Genomic DNA, 22,428 nt, shown 5'->3' with positions numbered 1-22,428 from the left:
GCACTCGTATCGTTCAAGAACTCAAGGAGGCGAAATGCGGTTTCAGCGCGTTTCGAAAGCAGTAGCTGTAGGCGCAGCACTGGCCCTGGCCCTTTCGGCTTGTGCACCAGGCGGCGGAGACACAGGCGCCGATGCATCAAAGGATGCTGGCGCAGGTGGCGGCAACGGTTCGGCAGAAGCAGCAAACAGCGGCAAAGCCGATCTGGGTGATATCAAGACTGCCGAAGACAATATCAACGTCACCGTCGGTGCCCCGGAATTCCTGAGCTACAACGGCTTTACTCCGAACACCTATTCCACCTACAACTCGGCCATCGTGGACCGGATGTTCGCTGGGTTCAGCTACTTCGGTACTGACGGCACGCTGTACCCCAACGAGGCCTTGGGCAGCTATGAGAAGGTGAGCGACGATCCGCTCACCATCAAGTACACCATCAACGAAGAAGCCAAATGGTCCGATGGCACGCCGATCACCGTAGCCGACTCCGTGCTGGCATGGGCAGTGCAGAACCTGAACCTCAACGAAGGTGCCAAGGACAAGCCGCTGTTCAACTCGGTCTCTGTTGATCTCGGCGACACTGTTCCAGCTGGTCCGCAGGGCGACTGGGATGGCAAGGAATTCACTGTTGAATTCGCCGAGCCTGACCCGGACTGGGCCCTCCAGTCATGGATGCTCCACCCAGCACATGTGGTGGCCGAAGAGTCGGGCATGAGCACCGAAGAGCTCGTCAAAGCCATTCTCGGTGGGGAATCCGACAAGCTGAAGAAGGCTGCCGATTTCTGGAACGAAGGCTGGATGACTGACCCGGGCAAGCTGCCCGATGAGAAGATCTCGCCTGTATCCGGTCCCTACAAGCTGGGTAGCTGGAAAGCTGGAGAGTCCGTAACCCTGGTTGCCAACGAGAACTACTATGGCCCCGCGCCTGCAACCAAGGAACTGACCTTCCGCTTCCTTGAAGACGCAAGCATGGTCCAGGCATTGCAGAATAAAGACGTTGACGTCATTAACCCGCAGCCCACCGTTGATACGCTCGCGCAGCTGGAGAATCTTGGCGACGCTGTAGCAATCCAGAAGGGCGACACCCTGACCTGGGAGCACCTTGACTTCAACTTCGCCAAGGGCAACGAAATGACCAATCTGGAACTGCGCAAGGCCTTTGCCATGTGTGTTCCACGTCAGCAGATTGTTGACAACCTGATCAAGCCGCTGAACCCCGACGCCATCGTGATGAACTCCCGCGAAGTCTTCCCGTTCCAGGATAACTACCAGGAAGTAGTGGACGCATCCTACGACGGCCGCTACGACCAGGTTGATATCGAAGGCGCCAAGAAGATCCTCGAAGAGCAGGACGCTGTGGGTACCGAAGTACGCATCGGCTACTCGGCACCTAATGAACGCCGCGCCAACCAGGTCTCGGCCATCAAGTCCTCCTGCGATGAAGCGGGCTTCAAGATCGAGGACACCGGTTCGGCTGACTTCTTCTCGCCAAACGGTGCGCAAGACCGTGGCGACTACGAAGTAGCACTGTTCGCTTGGGCAGGTTCCGGCCAGATCAGTTCCGGCCAGAACATCTACGCCACCGGCAAGCCGCAGAACTTCGGCCAGTACTCGAACGCTGAAGTCGATGCAGCATGGGCGACCCTGGCAAGCTCGCTGGACCCGGCTGTCCATGCCGAGCAGACCAAGAAGATCGAGAAGCTGTTGTGGGATGACCTGTTCGGCATCCCGGTATTCGCCCACCCAGGCTTGAGCGCCTCGGGTTCGGATATCCAAAATGTCCGTCACACCGCAACGCAGGACCAGATCGTCTGGAACGCCGAGCAGTGGGTACGTGCTGAGTAATTGCCCCTAGGCAACGTACTTGCACAATGTGAGTGAGCACATGTGGGGCCCGATCAAAAATCGGGCCCCGCAGTGTGTTCAAAGGTCCCCAACCTCAAGGGCCGGCTCACTTCCGTGAGATGAAAGTAGGACATTAGAACCGTGTGGAAATTTATCGCCAAGAGACTAGGCTCAGCACTTGCCGTGCTGTTCGCCGCATCGCTCTTGCTCTACGTACTGGTTATCAATTCAGGTGACCCGCTCAAGGACCTCCGCGAAAGCAACGCGGATAACCGCGAGTACTTGATGGCCCAGCGTGTGGAATACATGAACCTGGATGCACCCTGGTACGGACGCTACTGGGACTGGCTGACCGGCGCCAGCAAATGCCTGATTGGCCAATGCGACCTGGGACAGAATATCAACGGCGTAGAGGTCTCCGGCTTGCTGGCCAACGCCGCATCGTCCACCTTGCGGCTGGTAGTGCTCGCTACGGTGATCGCCGCGGTTCTGGGTATCGCCATTGGCGTTTTGACTGCAATCCGCCAGTACTCCGGCCTGGATTACATCGTTACCTTCATGACCTTCCTCTTCTTCTCGCTTCCCGTCTTCTGGGCAGCTGTGCTGCTCAAGGAGTACCTGGCAATCAGCTACAACGACTGGCTGGCGGATCCGCAGATATCCCTGGGGTCATCCATAGCCATAGGCATCGTCGTCGGACTCGTCCTGCAGATGTTCCTCGGGGGCTCCTTGAAGCGCCGTGGCATCACCTTCATAGCTGCCGCTGTTTTCGTCCCGCTGGTGCTGCAGTACAGCATTTGGCTGAATTTCTACCGCTACCCGCAAATGGGCCCCGCAATCATCATCGTGCTGACGGCACTCGTGGCCTTGAGCGCCACTGCCATGAGCGTTGGCCTGAAGGAAAAGCGCGTGCTGTACCCGGCACTGATTACCGTCGTACTGGTCTTGGCCATGTACTACGCGACCTTCTACATGCTGCTGGAACCAAACGCATGGATCCTCTTGTTCGGATTGGTCCTCGCGGTAGCGATTCCGGCAGTAGTCGGGCGCTTCATGGGCGGCCGCTTGCGCAAAGCAGCGATGTCCGTCTCCGTAGCCACCGGTGTTGTCGGTGCAGGATTGACCGTTGTCGATCACATGTTCCGCGCCTGGCCTGGTTTCCTGGACGTCAAGGGACGCCCCATCGCGACCATCGGGTCGTCCACTGCTAACCTAGAAGGCGGTTTCTGGGATCACTTCCTGGATAACGGCACCCAGTTGCTGATGCCGACCATCCTGCTTGCAGTGATTTCTTTGGCTAGCTATTCGCGCTACACGCGTTCTTCCATGCTCGAAGTGCAGCGCCAGGACTACATTCGCACCGCCCGTTCCAAGGGATTGAGCGAACGCACCGTGATTTTCCGGCACGCGTTCCGCAACGCGATGATCCCCATCGCCACCATTGCAGCCTTCGACTTCGCCGGCCTGATCGGCGGTGCCGTGATTACCGAGCGCGTCTTCGGCTGGAAGGGCATGGGCGAAATGTTCGCAACCGGACTGGATCATGTCGACCCGGCACCTGTGATGGCGTTCTTCCTGGTTACCGGTACCGCCGCAATCATCTTCAACTTGCTGGCGGATATCGTTTACGCCCTGCTTGACCCACGAATCCGAGTCTAGGAGGCATGGACCAATGAACATCCTTCATGCCTGCAACCCTAAGGACCAGCGATGAGCACCCCGAACAAGAACTTGAACGAGAACGAGCCGCAGAACCTGAATTCCGTGGCCGAGGTGGAAGACGCCAAGCTGGCCCAAATCCACGAAAAGCCGAAGAGCCAGGGACGCATTGTTCTCGAGCGCTTCGTCAGCCACAAGCCGGCGATGATTTCCGCGGTGATCCTGGTCGTCATCACCGTTTTCGCTTTCAGCTCCATTGGCTGGGGACCGATCCCCGGCTGGTGGGGACAGAACTTCTACCACGCTGGTGCCGTTGTGGATGGCGGCAAACCGACCTTGAGCCTGGTCCCCGCCTGGCTCGGCGGCGAAGGCATCCGCATCGGCGAGCACCCCTTCGGGCAGGACTCGGTCGGCAAGGACTACTTCGCCCTGGTCATGAACGGCACGCAGAAGTCCATCATTATCGGCGTTGTGGTTGGCTTGGTCGCCACTGTCCTGGGAACCGTCATCGGTGCTGTTGCCGGCTACTTCCGCGGATGGGTCGACGAAATCCTGATGCGCATCACTGACCTGTTCATCGTGATCCCATTGCTGGTCCTGGCCGCTGTTCTGGGCAAGATGGCTGGTGCATCCACCGGTTCCATCATCATCCTGGCCCTCGTGCTCGGCCTGGTGACCTGGACCGGCTTGGCCCGACTGGTGCGCGGTGAAATCCTTTCGCTGCGCGAACGCGAATACGTTGCTGCCGCCCAGGCCATGGGTTCGAAGACCAGCCGCGTGATCTTCAAGCACCTGATCCCCAACACCATGGGCGTGATCATCGTGAACGCAACCTTCGCGATCGCTGGCGCGATCCTGCTGGAGTCCTCGCTGTCCTACCTGGGCTTCGGCGTGAAGGCTCCAGAATCCTCGCTGGGCCTGCTGATCAGCCAGTACCAGAACGCCTTCACCACCCGCCCGTATTTGTTCTGGTGGCCAGGCATGATCATCGTTACCATCGCCCTGTCGGTGAACTTCTTGGGTGACGGCTTGCGCGATGCGTTCGACCCGCGCCAAATCGGAAAGAAGCGCCGCCGCCGCGCCGGCCTGTTCGCCCTTCCAACCCGCAAGGAGAAGCCATGAGCCACGCAGCACCAATGAACGAACAAGGCTCAGACGGCTACGCGCTGAGCTTCACCGACCTCAACGTCGTCTTTGCCACCGGTGGTGCAGACGTCCACGCAGTCAAGGGCTTGTCCTTGACCGTCCGCCCCGGGCAGGTCGTGGCGCTGGTTGGCGAGTCCGGTTCCGGCAAGTCCGTCACCTCAACTGCGGCGATGGGCCTGCTGCCGGAAAACGCCAATGTCTCAGGTGCCGCCAAGGTCGGCAACGTCAACGTGGTTGGCCTGGACGAAGGCAAGCTGCGCAAGATGCGTGCCACCGACATCGCGATGGTCTTCCAGGAGCCCATGACTGCGCTGAACCCGGTGCTGACCATTGAGCGGCAGTTGACTGAAGCGCTGGAACTGCACGACATCGCCTATGGCAAGGAAGCAACCGACCGGGCCATCGAGCTGCTGGACATGGTGGGCATCCCGGATCCCGCCAAGCGCGTCAAGCAGTACCCGCACCAGTTTTCCGGCGGCCAGCGCCAGCGTATCGTCATTGCCATGGCGATATCCTGCGATCCCAAGGTGATCATCGCCGATGAGCCAACCACCGCACTGGATGTAACGGTGCAGGCAGAAATTCTCGATCTGCTGCGCGAGCTGAAGGATCGACTGAATACCGGCATCTTGCTGATCACCCACAACATGGGTGTTGTCGCGGATATGGCCGATGAAGTGGCCGTGATGTTCCAGGGCAACCTCGTCGAGACCGGCACCGTGGAGCAAGTTCTGCTGCGCCCGGAACATCCATACACCCAGCGCCTGCTGGCCGCGGTACCGCGCTTGTCTGCTCCGGCTGTTACTACTGCGACGCCCCCGCACAGCTCCGAAACTGCGCCTCCAGGACGCGAGCTGGTGCTGGAAGCCAAGGACCTCGTGCTGGAATACGACATGCGGGGAAAGATCTTCCGCGCCGTGGAAGAGGTGAGCTTCGATATTGCCAAGGGCGAAGTCCTAGGCATTGTGGGCGAGTCCGGCTCTGGCAAATCCACCATCGCCAAGGCGGTGCTCGGCTTGTTGCCTGTGGCTAGCGGCAGCTTGTCGGTCCAGGGCCATGATCTGCCGAAACTTTCCCCGAAGGAAGCCCGTGCGGTTCGCAAGAAAATCGGCGTCATCTTCCAGGACCCGGCAGCATCCTTGAACCCGCGTTTCCCTATTGGCGATTGCATCACCGAACCGATGGTGGTTCACAAGGTTGGCAGCAAAGCAGGGCGCATCAAGCGTGCTGAAGAACTGCTCGATGCGGTGAAGCTGCCGCGCAACGTAATCAACCGATACCCCCACGAGCTCTCAGGCGGCCAGCGTCAGCGTGTTTGCATTGCTCGCGCGTTGACCTTGAACCCCGAGCTGCTGATTGCCGATGAGCCAACTAGTGCTTTGGATGTTTCGGTGCAGGCAGTCGTATTGGAAATGCTGCAGGACCTGCAACGGGACTTCAACTTCGCGTGCCTCTTTGTCAGCCATGATCTGGCTGTCGTTGACATGCTGGCTGATGCGGTCGTAGTGATGCAGTCAGGCAGGGCGGTTGAGCAGGGCATGGTGGATACCGTGCTGCATGCCCCAACGCACGACTACACCAAACGCCTGTTGGCCGCGGCTCCGGTGCCGGATCCGCATGAGCAGGCAGTACGCCGTGAGGCTTGGCGCTTGCTGAACAGCACGAAGTAGATGCTGAGCTGAACGACGAATAAGGGGGCTCGTTTCCAGATCTTTCACTGGAAGCGGGCCCCTTCCGTCTGCCCGGGAGAGCTGGACATGGCGAAAGCCGATTCCCCGGATCCGGCCTCGGTCCGGGAAAGCGATACAAGTACTTGCGGGCCTACGAGCAGGTGCTGGGCGGCAGAACTTGGACCAGCTGAACGAGAGGGAGTGCCTCGGGCTCAACACTCATCGCTGCAGGAATCACAGGATGACCCGCACTGGCGTTCTTGCACGGATCGTGCAGCAGAAAACCAGCTCGGGCGGAACCCGCAGACGCCTGCCTGGGGCTTTGCGCCGGGCGCGGGACGATGCTGATCCAGGAAAGGACCAAGGGAACCTCGGCGGTAGAGGCCCGTTAATAGGCAAAAGCTGGCTCTCTGCCGAGAGCCAGCTTTTGCCTATCTTTTGGAATCTAGTCCAGCTGCATGACGTTTTCGGTAACGACCTCTGCGCGGGCGTTGGAGAAGATCTGCTCGGTGCCAACGGTCTTGAACCCTCGGCGTTCCAGGACCTTGATGGAACCTAGATTGTCCTGGACCACATGCGCGGTCAATGGGCGCTTGGTGTATTCGGCGAGGAAGGTGTCTACCGCGCTGGTGGTCAGTCCCTTGCCCCAGTACTTGGTCGAAGTCCAGAAATTGATCTCTGGTACTTCGCCGTCGAAGACCAGAATGGATCCAACGACTTCGCCCTCATGCTCGATGGTGCGAACCAGAACATTCGGATCGTTCAGAATCGAGTTCCAGTGGTGGTCGAATACCGCGCGGTCGGCTGGGTTACGCGCTTGATAAGCGGCCATGAGGTTCGCCTCGGGTTCTTGCTGATGAGCGAAGAATGCGTCCAAGTCGGAAGGGCGGACTTCTCGTAGCTGCACGATAAAGGCCTTTCAATCGTGTGGGTCAGCGTGCCGGTATTGGCACACCAGTGAACAATGGCTTGAAACCTACACTACCGGGGAAGTGAGTGCGGCGAGTGCCATGTTGGACAATAACGGCTTCAGGCCGGACTTTTTAGTCCTCGGCGAGTGTGCGGAATGAGCAGTCGAGTTCAGCAAGCCGAAGACGGCGTGCGCGCGGAATCTGTGCGACTGCTTGCTTCCGGTGGGATGCAATTTGGCCAGTTCCGTAGTCCAAAGCCCGATATAGGAGTTCTGGAGTTTGCGGACTAATGCCAGTTCGGCCTTCGGGAGCGATTTCAAATCACGGTCCTGGACCTGCAAAATGTCCGGGCGGGACAGCGAGAAGTCAGTGTGGAAATCAACCAGACGCGAAAGCACCTCCAGGGGAGTGCCGCCGGCTTCCGTGGCCGTGCAGCCCCCGGCATAGATATCTTTGGACATATCTACTAGCAGAGCGATAAGCACTGCCTGCTTGCCGGCGAAATGCCGGTACACGGCCGGACCGGAGATGCCGCAGGCAGCGCCCAGATCCTCCAGCGAAACACCCGCGTAGCCATTCAAGGCGAACAGTCGAGTGGCTTCGCGCAAGAGTGCTTCTCGTCGTTCAGCTTTGGCGCGCTCACGCTCTGTTGGTTCATTGAGCGACTGGTATTTGCTCGCCAACACAATCAACTCCTTACGTTTGCCAAGCCTCGGTCTGGACAAGTGTGACCGCTGCCACTAATGTCAAAAATGTAGCTGTTTACCCACCCGTAGGCAGCAACCAGTTAATAAATATTAACCATACGCGTCGCGGCGTGTGCTTCCAAGAAACTCACGCACCTGGCGCAGAACATGACCGCCACCGGTTTATGCACATCCCGCAGCCGATGCCGGTTCGTCCCTCAACGAAGAGAGAGCCTGATGATTGATCTCGAACTCGACGACCAGTATCAAGACCTGGTCGACATGGTCCGCGAATTCGCCCAGGAAGTCGTAGCCCCGCAGAGCGCGCAGAACGATGCCAACCATGCGTTCCCCTATGACATCGTCAAGCAAATGGGGCAGATGGGTCTCTTCGGGCTGCCAGTCTCCGAAGAATACGGCGGTTCCGGCGGCGACTACTTCCACCTCGCGCTGGCGCTCGAAGAACTGGGCAAGGTAGACCAGTCGGTAGCCATCACTCTCGAAGCCGGCGTCTCCCTGGGCGCGATGCCGATCTACCGCTTTGGCAGCGAGGGCCAGAAGCAGAAGTGGCTGCCAGCCCTGGCCGCCGGCGAACGCTTGGCCGGTTTTGGCCTGACCGAACCCGGTGCAGGCTCCGACGCCTCAGCTTCCTTGACCAAAGCGAAACTGGAAAATGGCGAATGGGTTATCGATGGCGCCAAAGAATTCATAACCAACTCCGGTACCGACATCACTTCCCTCGTCACGGCCACCGCTGTCACCGGTGTCGACGAAGCAACCGGCAAGAAGGAAATCTCGGCAATCATCGTGCCGACGGGAACCGAAGGATTCACCGCGGAGAAGGCCTACGACAAGGTGGGTTGGCGTGCCAGTGACACCCATCCGCTGAGCTTCAGCAGCGTGCGAGTTCCGGAGGAGAACCTGCTTGGCGAGCGCGGACGCGGATACGCCTACTTCTTGGAAATTCTCGATGAGGGACGTATCGCCATCGCGGCGTTGGCCACCGGAGCCGCCCAGGGTTGCCTCGACGAGGCGGTGAAGTATGCCAAGACACGGACTTCCTTCGGTCAGGCCATCGGCCAGTACCAAGGCATCTCGTTCATGATCGCTCGCATGGCTTCGCGCGCCCACACGGCCCGTCTGGCCTACTACGCGGCGGCGGCGAAGATGCTCGCCGGCAAGGACTTCAAGATCGAAGCCGCGCATGCCAAGCTGATTGCCAGCGAAGCGGCGATGGATAACGCCCGTGATGCTACCCAGATCTTTGGCGGCTACGGATTCATGAATGAGTCATTGGTTGCACGGCACTACCGCGATTCGAAGATCCTGGAAATCGGCGAAGGAACCACGCAGGTCCAGCAGATGCTCATTGCCCGCAGCTTAGGTCTCTGATTCTTGCCAGAGGGGGCGCTGCATCCTGATTTTGGGGTGTGGCGCTCTTTGGGCGCTCACAGTAAAACGAACCATAATGGGTAGGGTGAGCTCCCAGAAAACTTTCATTCCAGCCGGACATCCCCGTCGCGTCAGCCTGATCGGTTCCACCGGTTCCATCGGCACGCAGGGACTGGACGTCATCGAAAACGCATCCGGACAATTCTCCGTGGCAGCGCTGTCCGGTGGGTACAACCTTGAATTACTGGCTCGCCAGGCAATTAAGCACCGCCCTGCGCTCGTTGGCAGCGCCGTGGAATCCAAGGAGGAGCTTGCCGCGGCCATTAAGAGAGCCGCAGAAGATGCATCGGTAACCGGATACACTCCCGAGCTGGTGGCCGGCGCGCATGCGGCAACCGAGGTTGCCGCTTTCGCCGAGGCCGACGTGGTGCTCAATGGCATCACCGGTGCCATTGGCCTAGCCCCGACCATTGCTGCCTTGGAAGCCGGCCACCTGCTGGCACTGGCCAATAAGGAATCCCTGATCATCGGAGGCCAGGTAGTCAAGCGGATCGCGGCACCAGGCCAGATCTCGCCCGTTGATTCCGAGCACTCCGCCCTCGCCCAGGCCCTGCGCTCTGGCGCGCCCGAGGAAGTGGCCAAGCTGCTGGTGACTGCCTCTGGCGGTCCATTCTTCGGCTACAGCCATGAGCAGCTGCGTGATGTCACCCCCGCCCAGGCGCTGGCTCATCCAACCTGGGACATGGGGCGCATGGTCACCACCAACTCGGCCACCATGGTCAACAAGGCCTTGGAAGTCATCGAAGCCCACCTGCTGTTCGACGTGCCACTGGAAAAGATCGAGCCTGTGGTGCATCGCCAGTCAATCATTCACTCGATGGTGGAGTTCATCGACGGTTCGGTGATCGCCCAGGCATCGCCGCCGGATATGCGCCTGCCGATCGCTTTGGGCATTAATTGGCCGCATCGGGTTGCCGGTGCCGCGAAGGCTTGCGATTTCTCCACCGCAGCAAGCTGGACCTTCGAACCACTGGATGAGGAGGTCTTCAGCGCTGTAAAGCTTGCCAAGCAGGCCGCAGCGTCGTCGGGAACGCATATGGCTGTCTATAACGCCGCCAACGAAATTGCAGTGGATGCCTTCCATGATGGAAAGATCCGCTTCACCGACATCGTTGAGACCGTGGAACGGGCCTTGGACGAGTACACCCCGATGAGCGCAGCGCTATCGGTCGAAACAGTGCTGGAAACAGACCGCTGGGCCCGCGCCCATGCAACGAAGATCATCGAGGCCAAAGCATGAGTGCATTGCTGTTCATCGGCGGCGTCCTATTCATGGTGGTAGCCGTCGGGCTGTCCATTGCACTGCATGAAATCGGGCACCTGGTACCCGCGAAACTGTTCAAGCTGCGCGTTCCGCAGTACATGATCGGTTTCGGCAAAACGCTGGTTTCCTTCAAGCGTGGCGAAACGCAATACGGCATCAAGGCCCTGCCCCTGGGCGGCTACATCTCGATGGTGGGCATGTACCCGCCACGCGACCAGGTCGTCTCGGATGCTTCCGGGAAGAAGCCGAATCTCTTCCAGAGAGTCTTCGGACAGATGGTGGATGACGCACGCTCGCAGGCCAACGAGAACGTGCTGCCCAGCGATGAAGGCCGGCTGTTCTACCAGCTGCCGATCTACAAGCGCGTCATCATCATGCTCGGTGGCCCAATCATGAACCTGGTCATCGGGTTCGTGGTGATCGGCATCGTGCTGACCAGCTTCGGCCAGGCTACGCCAACCACCACAGTCTCCGAGGTGTACCAGTGCATTGCCAGCGCACAGAACGCAGAGCAGGCCGAATGCACCGACAAGGATGTCCCAGCGCCGGCTTACGAGGCAGGCCTCCTGCCAGGGGACACGATCACCGCCGTAAACGGCACCGCTGTTGCGGAAGCTGAATGGAATAAGCTCACCGATGTCATCCGCGATCATCCAGGAGAACCCATCACCCTGGACTATGCCCGCGACGGGCAGATTCGCACCACCGAGCTGACTCCGTACCTGACCGAACGCCCGGCGACCGACGAAAATGGCTACGTGCTGCTCGATGAGCAGGGCGAATACATCATGACCAAGGTCGGTTTCGTCGGGATGGGCTCCTTGCAGCGGGACCTGACCCAGCCGCTGAGCGCGGTTCCCGGCGTGATCGGGGATCAGTTGCTGAGAATTGGCGATGTCATCTTACACCTGCCCCAGCGCATGGTGGATGTCGCCCAAGCTGCTTTTGGCAGCGAGGAACGCGACCCGAATGGGCCGGTGTCCATCGTGGGCGTTGGGCGCATTGCCGGAGAGATCAGCGCGGAGGATTCCATCTCGGTAGCTGACAAATTCGCAACCTTGCTGTCATTGGTGGGCGGTTTGAACTTGGCCCTGTTCGCCTTCAACCTGATCCCGCTGCTGCCGCTGGATGGCGGCCACGTGGTGGGCGCGCTGTATGAGGGGCTGAAGCGCACAGTTGCCAGGATCTTCAGGATCAAGAAGGTACGGCCTGTGGACACGGTCAAGCTTTTGCCGCTGACTTATGTCGTGGTGGTAGCGATGCTGGTCATGGGCGGGCTCTTAATATATGCGGATATCTTCAAGCCGATACAGCTGTTCTAAGCGGGGAGAAATATGCTGTAGGCATGACTGTTTTTGCTGTTGAATACGCGTACGCCGAGAACTCCACCGAGCTGCGCAATGAACACCGTCCAGCACACCGCCAGTACCTTTGCGGCTTCCTGGGCGAAGGTGCGGTACGCCTTCTTGCTTCGGGGCCGACTCCGGTCAACGACGGCGCGCTGTTGATCTTCGCGGCAGAAGCGCAAGCTGCGCTGGACGAAGTGCTTTCCAATGATCCTTTCCAGAAGGTTGGCGGAATCGGCGCGGCCACCGTCACCGAATGGAACCCGGTAATTGGCCTGCTGGAAGATTTCGCGTCCTAGGCGATAGGTACCTTGCACCAGCCTCCGCTGTTCTTTTCCGAGAACAGCGGAGGCTGCCTGCATTAAACAGCTCGGATGGCGCAGACTGGTAGGGGAAAGGAAGTGGAAAACATCATGGATGTGCAGATCACGTCAACGCTGGCGATCCCTGCAGCCGAGCTGAACTGGCATTTCTCCCGTTCCTCGGGCCCCGGCGGGCAGCATGTGAATACCTCGGACTCACGGGTGGAACTCACCTGGGTTATTGGCGCTTCGCGGGCCTTGTCCGACTGGCAGCGTCAGCGCTTGCTGGCGAAGCTCGGACCTCGCTTGGTGGCCGGGGCCATCGTCGTGACTGCTTCCGAAGAGCGATCGCAATGGCGCAACCGCCAGCTCGCCCAAGAGAAGTTGGGGCAAATCGTGGAAAAAGCGCTGGCGCCGGATGCACCGGCACGCAAGGCAACGAAACCTACCCGCGGTTCTCACCGGCGCAGGCTGAGTGCCAAAGCTACTCGCTCAGCCACCAAGCAACTTCGCCGCAAACCAGGGATGGACTGATCCCAGCGATCAGCTACTGTGCTTCATGTCACTTTGCTGCACGGAATGGTTGGGGTGGGGAAACGGTTGAAAGTAGGTGAAGCGTCAGCTTTCTATTATTTCTGCCTTTAGGAGAACACCCTATGACCACCAAGGTCCTCACCCTCGTCGGTTCCCTGCGCAATGGTTCGACCAACCAGCAGCTGGCCGAAGCCACTTCGCACAACGCACCTGAAGGCATGGAAGTTTCCGTGTTCAGCGGCTTGGAGAACATTCCTTTCTACAACGAGGACCACGACGTGGAAGGTGGTGTTCCTGCCGCCGCCCAGGCCCTGCGCGACGCAGCCGGTGACGCCGATGCGCTGATGCTGGTCACTCCTGAGTACAACGGCACCATGCCAGCTGTCCTGAAGAACGCCATTGACTGGCTGTCCCGCCCCTTCGGCGCCGGTGCGCTCAAGGACATGCCAACCGTGGTCGTTGGCACCGCTTTCGGACAGTACGGTGGCGTCTGGGCGCAGGACGAAGCGCGCAAGGCACTGAACATCGCCGGCGCCAACGTGCTTGAAAACGTCAAGCTGGCTATCCCTAACTCGGTAGTACGCTTCGCTGAACTGCACCCGAAGGATGACGCTGAAGTTGTCGAGCAGGTCTCTGGCGTGCTGAGCAGCATCAAGGAAATCGCCGAAGCTAACTAGGTTTTCACGATCCCCGGAAGCTCAATAGTGCAAGAAAGGCCACGGTAACCGTGGCCTTTCTCGCATGAGTACCCGCTCACCGCGATACGGTGACATACTTGGACTAGAGAAATACCCACAATCTATTCGGAGGCGTCCATTGACTTCGGTCAGCCTAGGCATGCCGGCAGGCCCACCGCCGGTACTCGCACCACGTCGCAAGACTCGCCAATTCCAGGTTGGATCCGTAGGTGTCGGCTCCGACTCGCCGATTTCGGTTCAGTCGATGACTACCACCAAGACCCACGACATCAACGCCACCTTGCAGCAGATTGCCGAGCTGACCGCTGCCGGCTGCGACATCGTGCGTGTGGCCTGCCCCACGGATAAGGATGCGGAAGCGCTGAAGATCATTGCGATGAAGTCGCAGATCCCGGTGATCGCCGATATCCACTTCCAGCCAAAGTACGTCTACGCTGCCATCGAAGCAGGCTGTGGCGCGGTGCGCGTGAATCCCGGCAATATTCGCCAGTTCGATGACCAGGTCAAGGAAATCGCGCAGGTCGCCAAGGACCACGGCACCTCCATTCGCATCGGCGTCAATGCTGGCTCGCTGGATCGCCGCTTGCTGCAGAAGTACGGCAAGGCCACCCCTGAAGCGCTGGTTGAATCAGCTGTTTGGGAAGCTTCCCTGTTTGAAGAGCACGGATTCCATGACTTCAAGATCTCGGTAAAGCACAACGACCCTGTGATCATGGTCCGTGCCTACGAGATGCTGGCTGAACGCGGGGACTGGCCACTGCACCTGGGCGTGACCGAAGCCGGTCCAGCATTCCAGGGCACCATCAAGTCCGCCACCGCTTTCGGTGCACTGCTCTCCAAGGGCATTGGCGACACCATTCGCGTATCGCTGTCCGCTCCACCGGTAGAAGAGGTGAAGGTCGGCAACCAGATTCTGGAATCGTTGAACCTGCGCCCCCGCAAGCTGGACATCGTTTCTTGCCCATCCTGCGGTCGTGCCCAGGTGGATGTCTACACCTTGGCCGAGCAGGTTACCGCTGGGCTCGAAGGCATGAAGGCTCCACTGCGCGTGGCCGTAATGGGCTGCGTTGTCAACGGACCGGGTGAAGCCCGCGACGCTGACCTCGGCGTTGCCTCCGGCAATGGCAAGGGACAGATCTTCGTTAAGGGCGAAGTCATCAAGACCGTCCCGGAAGATCAAATTGTTGAGACTTTGATTGAAGAAGCCAACCGTTTGGCAGCAGAAATGGGACTGGACAATGACGAGAATCCTTCCTCGGGTTCTCCCATGGTCTCCGTCAGCTAGAACTAGCCGCCGGAGCGTCGAGGGAGAGCCGCGCATCTTGGGCCGTCGTGATACGACAGCCCTCATTGAGCTGCTCGATCGCGACCCCGTCGCAAATATATTCACCCGTTCGCAGGTGAGCATCCACCGGTCAGCGGTCCCAGACGGGTTTGCCCACATCGTTGGCTTGGACGGCAGCGAAGGTCTTGAATCGGCATGCTGGGTGGGCGCCAACATGGCGCCCACCGCCATGCCGGAGTCCGATGCCCAGAAGTACGCTATGCATGCCATCGATTCCCGACAGCGATTCGCCTCGGTATTCGGACCGGCAGAAACAGTTCTGGCCATGCATGACGTCTTGCGGGATGGTCCGCAAGAAATTTTTGATGTCCGGGAAAATCAGCCACTAATGGCCATCACCCAAATCCCGGAGGGAATTCGCCGCAACCGGATTCGGCCGGCTCAGGTTCAGGAATTCGACCTAGTCCTGCCTGCCAGCGCTGCCATGTTCGAAGAAGAGCTTGGATATTCGCCGTTGGAAAACGGTGGAAGCTTCTACCGCAACCGTGTACGCCAGTTAATTCGTGAGGGGCACACGCTCATGGACTGCGACCAGCGCGGCAACGTGATTTTCAAGGCTGATTTAGGCACCGTCACCGACGAAGTAGTGCAAATCCAAGGTGTTTGGGTGAACCCGATGTATCGCGGCCAAGGCTTGGCTGCCGGCTACATGGCCTCCACGGTGGACTACGCGATGCAGTTCGCTCCTGTAGTGAGCCTGTACGTCAACGACTACAACACCGCTGCAATCAAGACTTATCAGCGCATCGGCTTTGAACAGGTCGGCACCTTCGCAACGATCCTGTTCTGAACAGCAGTGGCACGGGCAACGTGGAAATCAACCGGTTCTGCTCTTGAGCCACCTGCAGCTACTTCGCCAGAAACAATTCCGCCTTACCGCGGATTTGGCTGGCTGCAAAGAATCCCGCAGGTGAAGGCGAAAACGAAGTTGATTGCGGATCCCGGTTCATCGTCAGTTGTGCAACGTTCTCATGACTAATACGGCGCTATAACGGGCCATTCGGTATTCGCGGCAGTCAGTGCTCCAGCTGCGCGGCCAATGAAGCCCGAGCATCGACAAATAAAGTCGCATTAACGACTGTTGCCGGAAGTTGAGCTTATCGCCGCGACCCACTTAGCCGCTATGAGTCCCCATTACCTGCTTTTCCTTTGTATCGCTGGCGAAGCTCGAGTGGCGGGAAACCTGTTTAGCATCCTTTGAGGACTTTCGCTTAGCTGCGGCAAACATCCATTTCTCCGGCTAATGGAGAGCAATCCATTCGCTTAATGACCCGGCAAGGGAAACGGGGCCCAGGTGCTATGCAACTTGGGCTATTTCTTCTTCCGCTCAACGCGGGAGCAACAATGCCCATCGAATGATCATCAGTCTTCTAGACTCGAAAGTGTAAAAGTGATGGTGATGGGAAAATTTGTGGTTCAAGCCATTGGTACTAAAGCGTATTTGGGTGCTGCTATGGGCGCAGCAGTACTCCTCATTGGTGGGTGCAGTTCGCCAGAAGTCGAAACCGGTGCCTCGACGGTCGCCCCAGTCCAGCTCGACGACGGACAGCTGGAAAATCTGCTTGAGGATTTCGCCAAAGACGAAGAAAACTCCCATGTCATCAACGACAAACAGCTACGCAAGAGCATTCCGCAAGCACAGGAGTGGATAGAGGACGTCCAAGTGAATCCCAGTAAATGCGGAGTTACCTTTGCTGAGCCGGTCGCAGATCAATTGCAGAGCGCCACGATGGGCGCCATCGAATTCGAGGACAGCTACCTATCTGTTGCAATCTACAAAGACCCTGAAGTTTTGCAAGCGCAATGGGTTGCCAAAACTGAGGCCAATGCTGATTGCTCGCGTTACACAGTCAAATTAGGCAATGAGACTCGCGCTTACCACATTGCAAAGCAGCCTATTGATTCTGCTGCAGGATTAGCCGACGGGTATGTAATTACCAGCAGTGATGGGTCGTCCACCAAACAGCAGCTCATCATTCGCTCCGCTAATTCGAACGTTCTGCTCGGCATTCAGCGTTCCACTTCTGCCGCGAACACCGCGAACGAAGTTGAAGAAGCATCCGGGATCCTCCAAGAACTCATGAACCGACTTACCCAGTAGTTCATTTCAAGACGCCATCGGTCTTCCGGTGGCAATTACGGAAAGCAATAGATGACTAAGCGTTTAGCCCTCTGGGCATTGCCATTGGCCACGACCATGATGCTGGCTGGATGTTCTTCGAATTCCGCGACAGAACCAGCGGAAACGGCTGTTTCGACGGCCCCGGCGGAAAGCAAGAAGACTTCTGCCTCGGGTGATGTGCTCAGTGCGGAGCAGGTAGAGTCCATTGCTTCCAAGCTTTTGGAAGGCGACAACGCAGTCCAGATAGTTGGCAATGAGCAGATGCAGAAGCAACTGGAAGTTGCCAAGAACGCTGAAACTCCCAGCGGAATCAAGCCGGAAAAGTGTGCCGAGATGAATGCCAAGTATTCAGTTACCGACTTGACGGCATCGGTATCCGCAACGGCGACCAGTTCCTCCGAATCCGTCGGCAAAGTCGTGCAGGTCTTCTCGTTGACCGACGAGGCCACCCGCAAGAACGTATCGGAGGCATTGACGCTGGATGATCTGGAGGGATGTGAAAAGGCCACTGTTGAGCTGGGCGGCGAGGAAATCGAAACTCAACGCCAGATCCTGCCGCTGGACGTCGAAGCGGATCAATCGTTGACCATGTCCACCCAGATGGATGCGGGTGGCGGACAGCTACTGACCTCGGTCGTTGTGCAGGCTCTGCAAGATGGCAATTTCGTGCTGGTTACCCTGCAGACCGGTTCGCAGCAACCAGCTGAACTGGCCGCACAGGCAGTGGAGCTGGCAGATCGGGCGTTCGCCGAAATCGAGGCGGTTCAGTAGCCGAACGGGCGGGGTATCCGTTTTATGGACTCTCCAACATCAGTTGGCCTTGCACCGAGGAGTGCAGAGCTCGTGGTTTAGCAGCCAACATGCCTTTTCCTCGAAGCAGCGTACCTCCGAGTCGTATTGGCCCCCTTGGCAGATGAACGATAAATCAACTGCTGGGACCTTGTTTCTGTGCGGTGCCTGCCGATTTCTCTTTGACTGGTGCTTTTCCTGGCAACGGGTGGCAAGCGACCAACCCTTGACCATTCAAGTGAACTTTGGACTCTATTCCATTCGCTGCAACACTCTCTCATAGTCCTTTTATTTCCAACACATTGTGAAATACTGTGGATGGCTTATCATCTCCAATGTGAGGAAATCACCATGAAGAAGCGTTCACTCTGGGTGCTGCCTGTAGCAGTTGCCCTTGCCTTGACCGGTTGCAGCTCGAATTCAGGGACCGAGGGCGCTGCTGGCTCTTCGGAGGCCCCTCAGGAGCAGGAGAGCGCGGGGGTGCCAGCGCTGACTGCTGAGCAAGCCGCTGCAGTTGCCAAAACCTTGGGTGGAGACGGACCGAATGTGCAGGTTCTGGATAGCGATGCACTTAGCGGCTCATTGGAAAGCGCCAAGGGCCTGATCGATCAGATGGAGATCGAACCTGCGAAGTGCGCCGAGTTCGTCTCGCAGCAGGGGACCCAGGACCTGGACGGCGTCAACATGGCCGCAGCGATCGTCGTTGGCGAAACAGGCGAGAGCAACAGCTACTCCGTCGCTGGCTACGAGGATACTGCCAAGCTGGATGCAATCAAGGACATGGTAGATGCCAAGGACCTGCAGGGCTGCGAGGACTTCTCGATGAGTGTTGCGGGCCAGAAAGTTTCTGCCTCGGCCAAGATCCTGAATGCTGAATCCGATGCGGACAAGACCATCGCAACCCACACTGCCATGACCATGAATGGCGAAGAGGTCCCAGGCGGTTCTTACCAGATTCAGGGCGTAGTCGGTGAAAATGTTGTGGCCGTTTCTCGCACCCAAACTGGCGAACAAGCTGATGGCGAGGCTGTGAAAGCACTCGTTGAGGAACTGAACAAGGCAGTTGAAGAGGTTAAGGCCACGGCCAAGTAGGCCTCCTTCAGCCGTTGAAGGCTCTTCTGGTTCCAAGGGAATCAGAAGAGCCTTCACTTCTTTGCGCGGCAAATGCTTCCCAATGATGCGCGAGTCATGGCATTCTCAATGGATGACCCTGGAACACGGTGCGCCACGCAAATCCATCGAGGCTGCCTTGACTGCGGGCGAGGATCCGACGCGCAAAGCCCGAAGCTTGAAGTCCCTGCATCAGCTCTGGGCCGAAGGTGCGTGCATCCCTGAAGTGGTGCGGCCAGTGGTGGCTCGTTCATGGTCCAGGGCCGGCAAGCTTGGAACAGATATCGTTCCCTTGGATACTTCCGAAATACGCGAGCGCAGGCAGGCCAACGAAGAACTCAACGGACTGGTCGAGCTCTTCAAGGAGCGTTTGCTCTCCTTGGCCACCCAGGCGGGAAACCAGCTGGTCATCTCCGACGAGCAAGGATTCGTGCTCTGGGTGCTCGGGCCCTCTGCAGTACGCCGCCGAAGTGACGGCATCGGATTTGTCGCCGGTGCACGCTGGCGCGAAAGCGACGTGGGCACTAATGGGATCGGCGCGGCAATGGCCGAGCGTGCCCCGGTGCAGATTTTCGGCCCGGAGCATGCCCGGGAAGAACAGCACAACTGGGTCTGCACATCGGCGCCGGTCATGAATCCTGCCGCCTCGGCGTTGATTGGCACGATCACGCTGGCAGGCTCGTTCCGCACGGCGCATCCGCACTCCTTGGCTCTGGTCTCATCCGTGGCCCGAGAAGCAGAATTATTCCTGCAAACCGAGCATGCCTTGAAAATGCAGACGCTCCAGCTTTCCACCCAACTGCCCGAAGGCGAGTACGTCCTAGTTGACGTGCAAGGCTCTATAGCCGCCGCCCAAGGCTACAGTGTTGGATCCAAGCTCAATTTGCCGATGTCCATGGAAGAAGGGCGGAACTGGATTTCCGGGCTGGGATCAATTGATGCGCGGCGGACACCGGGAGGCTGGCTGCTGCAAAGGGCAGAAGGCCAGGTGAGCCTCCAGCTGTACGCAGGGGCTTCACTGCAGGCTATTGTCCATTCGCCCGGTGGGGCGACGCGCATCAACTTGAGCGCGAAGCATTGGCAGATCCTTGAGCTGCTGGCTGCGAACCCTCACGGAGTGAGCTCAGGGCAGTTGGCGAGCCTGTGGCCTGCGGATACGCCGAACGTCACCATCCGCGCCGAAATATCCCGCTTGCGTTCCAAGCTGCGTGGCCTGATCGCCTCACGTCCCTACCGGATCGTGGTCCCGGTGAGCAGCCACTAGCAATCCCGGAGCAGCTGCAACCTATTGCAACGCTTTTCTTTTGTGACGCAGATCATATTCTTTCATTAGTCGCGGAGGGCCCGAATGGCCATCCATTGAATCCCGATGAAGAGATGAGACGCAAATGACTGACAATGATTGCTTGTTGCAAGCCCGGAGCTGGTTCCATTCCTTGCAGATAGCGTTGGAAGCGGGTGACGCGCCAGCAGCTGTGCAGCTATTTTCGGAGGAGTGCTACTGGCGGGATCTGGCCTCGATGACATGGAACCTTCACACCAGCGAGGGCCGTGACGGGATCGAGAAGATGCTGCTTGGCGTTGAACGAGGCGCGTGGCCGCGGAACATCGAAGTCACCAGCGCACAAGAGGCTGACGGCGTCATTGAAGCCTGGTACACGTTCGAGAACGACGCATTCAACGGGCTTGGATTACTCCGCTTGCGCGATGGGAAGGCCTGGACCCTGCTGAGCACCGCGCAGGGCCTGCGCAAATTCCCCGAACCTGCTGGTCCGCGCCGCGAACTGGGCGCCGAGCACGGCGTAGCGATGAGCAAGGAAAACTGGCTTGATCGGCGCACCGCGCAGCAGCAGTCCTTGGGGATCACCGACCAGCCCTACACGCTGATTGTCGGCGGCGGCCAAGGCGGCATAGGCTTGGCCGCTCGGCTCAAGCGCATGGGTGTTCCTGCCCTGGTCATCGATAGGCATCCGCGTCCCGGTGACCAATGGCGTTCGCGCTACCATTCCTTGGCGCTGCACGATCCGGTCTGGTATGACCATATGCCCTACATTGATTTCCCCGACCACTGGCCGGTGTTCACGCCCAAGGACAAGATGGGGGATTGGCTGGAAAGCTACACCAAGCTCATGGAGCTGGACTATTGGTCCCTGACTGAAGCGACCAGCGCCCGGCAGGATCCGGAAGGAGAGGGGTGGATCGTCGAGGTAGAACGCGACGGAGTGCCGTTGACCCTGCGTCCCACCCAGCTGGTGCTGGCCACTGGCATGTCCGGTATTCCGAACATTCCCCAGTACCCGGGAGCCGAGATCTTCAAAGGAGAGCAGAACCATTCCTCCAAGCATCCAGGCGGCGAACGGTACGCGGGCAAGAACGTCGTGGTCATCGGCGCCAACAACTCCGCACACGATATCTGCGCGGATCTGGTGCAAAACGGGGCCAAGCCGACTATGGTCCAACGTTCCAGCACGCATATCGTGCGCTCCGAATCGCTGATGAAGCATGTGCTGGGCGGACTGTACTCGGAAGAAGCCCTCGCTGCCGGCATAGACCACAACAAGGCAGACCTGATCTTCGCCTCCATCCCGTACAAAGTCCTCCCGGAATTCCATAAGCCGGTCTTCGAGAAAATCCAGCAGGAAGATGCGCACTTCTACAAGTCGCTGGCGGATGCGGGATTCGAGCTGGACTTCGGCGACGACGGTTCAGGGCTGTTCCTCAAGTACCTGCGCCGCGGCTCGGGGTACTACATCAACATCGGTGCCAGCGAGCTGGTGGCCGACGGATCGATTGCTTTGGCCCATGGCGAGGTATCGCACTTGACCGAAGAATCGGTGGTGCTGGCCGATGGCACTAGGCTGCCGGCGGACGCGGTGGTCTACGCCACCGGTTACGGCTCGATGAACGGATGGGCGGCGAAGCTCATCTCCCAGGAAGTCGCGGATGAAGTCGGAAAATGCTGGGGCCTGGGGTCGGGGACCGCCAAGGATCCGGGTCCATGGCAGGGGGAGCTGCGCAATATGTGGAAGCCCACCAAGGTCAAGAACCTCTGGTTCCACGGAGGCAACCTGCACCAGTCCAGGCATTATTCGAAGTATCTGGGCTTGCAGCTCAAGGCACGGTACGAGGGCATCGGAACTCCGGTGTATGCGCTCGCCGAAACCTATCATCAATCCTGATAACACCGTTTCCCTGCCCGTGAATCGGTTTCCCGGACCCGGAGCAAGCGCTGTATGGCGCTTCCTCCGGGTCACCCGCGCGTCTGCCACGTGGCGGTTTTCGGGCCTTATCCGGACGTTTCGTTGAACTGCAACGGCCTGGAAATCGCACAACGAATTGAACGGAAAGCCGGATGAACCATGATTCCCACGCTCCTGGCACCTGCGCAGTTTATGAATCGGCGCAGACCGCGGATGCCGCAATAACGCCGGTGCACCGGCCTGCGCGCCGCAGCCGACCCAGCTGCACCATGCTTCCGCGTAAGCCTCGCCATGGGTGCTGGCAAGTACAAATCGGCGGGGAACTGGCACCCGACTGGGATGTCCTTTGCT

At 58.8% G+C, this 22,428-nt stretch carries 19 protein-coding genes; 17 read left to right on the top strand and 2 right to left on the bottom strand.

Annotated elements, in window-relative coordinates:
- Positions 1 to 34 precede the first annotated feature (34 nt).
- The 4 genes from ACIQTS_RS07230 to ACIQTS_RS07215 all read left to right on the top strand — a co-directional run bounded on the left by ACIQTS_RS07230 (position 35) and on the right by ACIQTS_RS07215 (position 6,318).
- On the top strand, positions 35 to 1,843 hold the full coding sequence (locus ACIQTS_RS07230) for an ABC transporter family substrate-binding protein (RefSeq protein ID WP_400290355.1): 1,809 nt from the start codon (positions 35 to 37) through the stop codon (positions 1,841 to 1,843).
- Positions 1,844 to 1,984: 141 nt separating this feature from the next.
- On the top strand, positions 1,985 to 3,502 hold the full coding sequence (locus ACIQTS_RS07225; RefSeq protein ID WP_105661818.1) for an ABC transporter permease: 1,518 nt from the start codon (positions 1,985 to 1,987) through the stop codon (positions 3,500 to 3,502).
- 51 nt (positions 3,503 to 3,553) lie between these two features.
- Positions 3,554 to 4,624 (top strand): ABC transporter permease, encoded by a 1,071-nt coding sequence (locus tag ACIQTS_RS07220; RefSeq protein WP_105657258.1) that lies wholly within the window; start codon positions 3,554 to 3,556, stop codon positions 4,622 to 4,624.
- Positions 4,621 to 6,318, top strand: coding sequence for an ABC transporter ATP-binding protein (locus tag ACIQTS_RS07215; protein WP_332486603.1), 1,698 nt, complete (start codon positions 4,621 to 4,623; stop codon positions 6,316 to 6,318). The genes ACIQTS_RS07220 and ACIQTS_RS07215 overlap by 4 nt, the downstream gene beginning before the upstream one ends.
- Positions 6,319 to 6,763: 445 nt before the next feature.
- On the opposite strand, the gene ACIQTS_RS07210 is transcribed toward ACIQTS_RS07215, so the two are convergent.
- Complete coding sequence (locus ACIQTS_RS07210; RefSeq protein WP_105657260.1) at positions 6,764 to 7,225, bottom strand: GNAT family N-acetyltransferase; 462 nt, start codon at positions 7,223 to 7,225, stop codon at positions 6,764 to 6,766.
- Between the two features lie 69 nt (positions 7,226 to 7,294).
- The gene (locus ACIQTS_RS07205) at positions 7,295 to 7,915 is read right to left on the bottom strand and encodes a TetR/AcrR family transcriptional regulator (RefSeq protein WP_105657261.1); all 621 of its coding nucleotides are present in this window, start codon (positions 7,913 to 7,915) and stop codon (positions 7,295 to 7,297) included.
- A gap of 237 nt (positions 7,916 to 8,152) precedes the next feature.
- On the opposite strand from ACIQTS_RS07205, the gene ACIQTS_RS07200 reads away from it, so the two are divergent.
- The 13 genes from ACIQTS_RS07200 (at position 8,153) to ACIQTS_RS07140 (ending at position 22,056) form a co-directional block, all read left to right on the top strand.
- Entirely contained in the window at positions 8,153 to 9,307 is a 1,155-nt protein-coding gene (locus ACIQTS_RS07200; protein WP_105657262.1) for an acyl-CoA dehydrogenase family protein, read from the top strand.
- Between the two features lie 76 nt (positions 9,308 to 9,383).
- Positions 9,384 to 10,607, top strand: coding sequence for a 1-deoxy-D-xylulose-5-phosphate reductoisomerase (gene dxr / locus ACIQTS_RS07195; RefSeq protein ID WP_105661821.1), 1,224 nt, complete (start codon positions 9,384 to 9,386; stop codon positions 10,605 to 10,607).
- Positions 10,604 to 11,953: a M50 family metallopeptidase gene (locus tag ACIQTS_RS07190; RefSeq protein ID WP_400290363.1), complete on the top strand. Its 1,350-nt coding sequence runs from the start codon at positions 10,604 to 10,606 to the stop codon at positions 11,951 to 11,953. The genes dxr and ACIQTS_RS07190 overlap by 4 nt, the downstream gene beginning before the upstream one ends.
- A 23-nt stretch (positions 11,954 to 11,976) precedes the next feature.
- Positions 11,977 to 12,276 (top strand): YciI family protein, encoded by a 300-nt coding sequence (locus ACIQTS_RS07185; RefSeq protein WP_402472340.1) that lies wholly within the window; start codon positions 11,977 to 11,979, stop codon positions 12,274 to 12,276.
- Between the two features lie 114 nt (positions 12,277 to 12,390).
- Positions 12,391 to 12,813 (top strand): alternative ribosome rescue aminoacyl-tRNA hydrolase ArfB, encoded by a 423-nt coding sequence (gene arfB, locus ACIQTS_RS07180; protein WP_402472741.1) that lies wholly within the window; start codon positions 12,391 to 12,393, stop codon positions 12,811 to 12,813.
- Positions 12,814 to 12,935: 122 nt separating this feature from the next.
- A complete protein-coding gene (locus ACIQTS_RS07175) occupies positions 12,936 to 13,490 on the top strand; it encodes an NAD(P)H-dependent oxidoreductase (RefSeq protein WP_105657266.1) in 555 nt (184 codons plus the stop codon).
- A 139-nt stretch (positions 13,491 to 13,629) separates the two neighbouring features.
- A complete protein-coding gene (ispG, locus tag ACIQTS_RS07170) occupies positions 13,630 to 14,796 on the top strand; it encodes a flavodoxin-dependent (E)-4-hydroxy-3-methylbut-2-enyl-diphosphate synthase (RefSeq protein ID WP_402472336.1) in 1,167 nt (388 codons plus the stop codon).
- On the top strand, positions 14,750 to 15,646 hold the full coding sequence (locus ACIQTS_RS07165; RefSeq protein WP_332498225.1) for a GNAT family N-acetyltransferase: 897 nt from the start codon (positions 14,750 to 14,752) through the stop codon (positions 15,644 to 15,646). The genes ispG and ACIQTS_RS07165 overlap by 47 nt, the downstream gene beginning before the upstream one ends.
- Positions 15,647 to 16,162: 516 nt before the next feature.
- Positions 16,163 to 16,957: a hypothetical protein gene (locus tag ACIQTS_RS07160; RefSeq protein WP_402472332.1), complete on the top strand. Its 795-nt coding sequence runs from the start codon at positions 16,163 to 16,165 to the stop codon at positions 16,955 to 16,957.
- A gap of 51 nt (positions 16,958 to 17,008) precedes the next feature.
- Positions 17,009 to 17,749: a hypothetical protein gene (locus ACIQTS_RS07155; RefSeq protein WP_402472329.1), complete on the top strand. Its 741-nt coding sequence runs from the start codon at positions 17,009 to 17,011 to the stop codon at positions 17,747 to 17,749.
- Positions 17,750 to 18,118: 369 nt separating this feature from the next.
- Positions 18,119 to 18,859 (top strand): hypothetical protein, encoded by a 741-nt coding sequence (locus ACIQTS_RS07150; protein ID WP_402472327.1) that lies wholly within the window; start codon positions 18,119 to 18,121, stop codon positions 18,857 to 18,859.
- A 112-nt stretch (positions 18,860 to 18,971) separates the two neighbouring features.
- Positions 18,972 to 20,141, top strand: coding sequence for a GAF domain-containing protein (locus ACIQTS_RS07145; protein WP_332727080.1), 1,170 nt, complete (start codon positions 18,972 to 18,974; stop codon positions 20,139 to 20,141).
- A gap of 124 nt (positions 20,142 to 20,265) precedes the next feature.
- Positions 20,266 to 22,056: an NAD(P)/FAD-dependent oxidoreductase gene (locus ACIQTS_RS07140; RefSeq protein WP_105657274.1), complete on the top strand. Its 1,791-nt coding sequence runs from the start codon at positions 20,266 to 20,268 to the stop codon at positions 22,054 to 22,056.
- The last annotated feature ends 372 nt before the right edge of the window (positions 22,057 to 22,428 follow it).

This window comes from Glutamicibacter sp. NPDC090743 (genome assembly GCF_044769125.1).
Lineage (GTDB): Bacteria > Actinomycetota > Actinomycetes > Actinomycetales > Micrococcaceae > Glutamicibacter.
Note: the sequence above shows the minus strand (reverse complement) of the source record. Positions and strands in the feature narration are given on the sequence as shown.

Excerpts from the sequence above, each read along its gene's own strand:
- ACIQTS_RS07230 (WP_400290355.1), top strand. The coding sequence starts at position 35 with ATGCGGTTTCAGCGCGTTTCGAAAGCAGTAGCTGTAGGCGCAGCACTG.
- ACIQTS_RS07220 (WP_105657258.1), top strand. The coding sequence starts at position 3,554 with ATGAGCACCCCGAACAAGAACTTGAACGAGAACGAGCCGCAGAACCTG.
- ACIQTS_RS07215 (WP_332486603.1), top strand. The coding sequence starts at position 4,621 with ATGAGCCACGCAGCACCAATGAACGAACAAGGCTCAGACGGCTACGCG.
- ACIQTS_RS07200 (WP_105657262.1), top strand. The coding sequence starts at position 8,153 with ATGATTGATCTCGAACTCGACGACCAGTATCAAGACCTGGTCGACATG.
- dxr (WP_105661821.1), top strand. The coding sequence starts at position 9,384 with ATGGGTAGGGTGAGCTCCCAGAAAACTTTCATTCCAGCCGGACATCCC.
- ACIQTS_RS07190 (WP_400290363.1), top strand. The coding sequence starts at position 10,604 with ATGAGTGCATTGCTGTTCATCGGCGGCGTCCTATTCATGGTGGTAGCC.
- ACIQTS_RS07185 (WP_402472340.1), top strand. The coding sequence starts at position 11,977 with ATGACTGTTTTTGCTGTTGAATACGCGTACGCCGAGAACTCCACCGAG.
- arfB (WP_402472741.1), top strand. The coding sequence starts at position 12,391 with ATGGATGTGCAGATCACGTCAACGCTGGCGATCCCTGCAGCCGAGCTG.
- ACIQTS_RS07175 (WP_105657266.1), top strand. The coding sequence starts at position 12,936 with ATGACCACCAAGGTCCTCACCCTCGTCGGTTCCCTGCGCAATGGTTCG.
- ACIQTS_RS07165 (WP_332498225.1), top strand. The coding sequence starts at position 14,750 with ATGACGAGAATCCTTCCTCGGGTTCTCCCATGGTCTCCGTCAGCTAGA.
- ACIQTS_RS07155 (WP_402472329.1), top strand. The coding sequence starts at position 17,009 with ATGACTAAGCGTTTAGCCCTCTGGGCATTGCCATTGGCCACGACCATG.
- ACIQTS_RS07150 (WP_402472327.1), top strand. The coding sequence starts at position 18,119 with ATGAAGAAGCGTTCACTCTGGGTGCTGCCTGTAGCAGTTGCCCTTGCC.
- ACIQTS_RS07145 (WP_332727080.1), top strand. The coding sequence starts at position 18,972 with ATGACCCTGGAACACGGTGCGCCACGCAAATCCATCGAGGCTGCCTTG.
- ACIQTS_RS07140 (WP_105657274.1), top strand. The coding sequence starts at position 20,266 with ATGACTGACAATGATTGCTTGTTGCAAGCCCGGAGCTGGTTCCATTCC.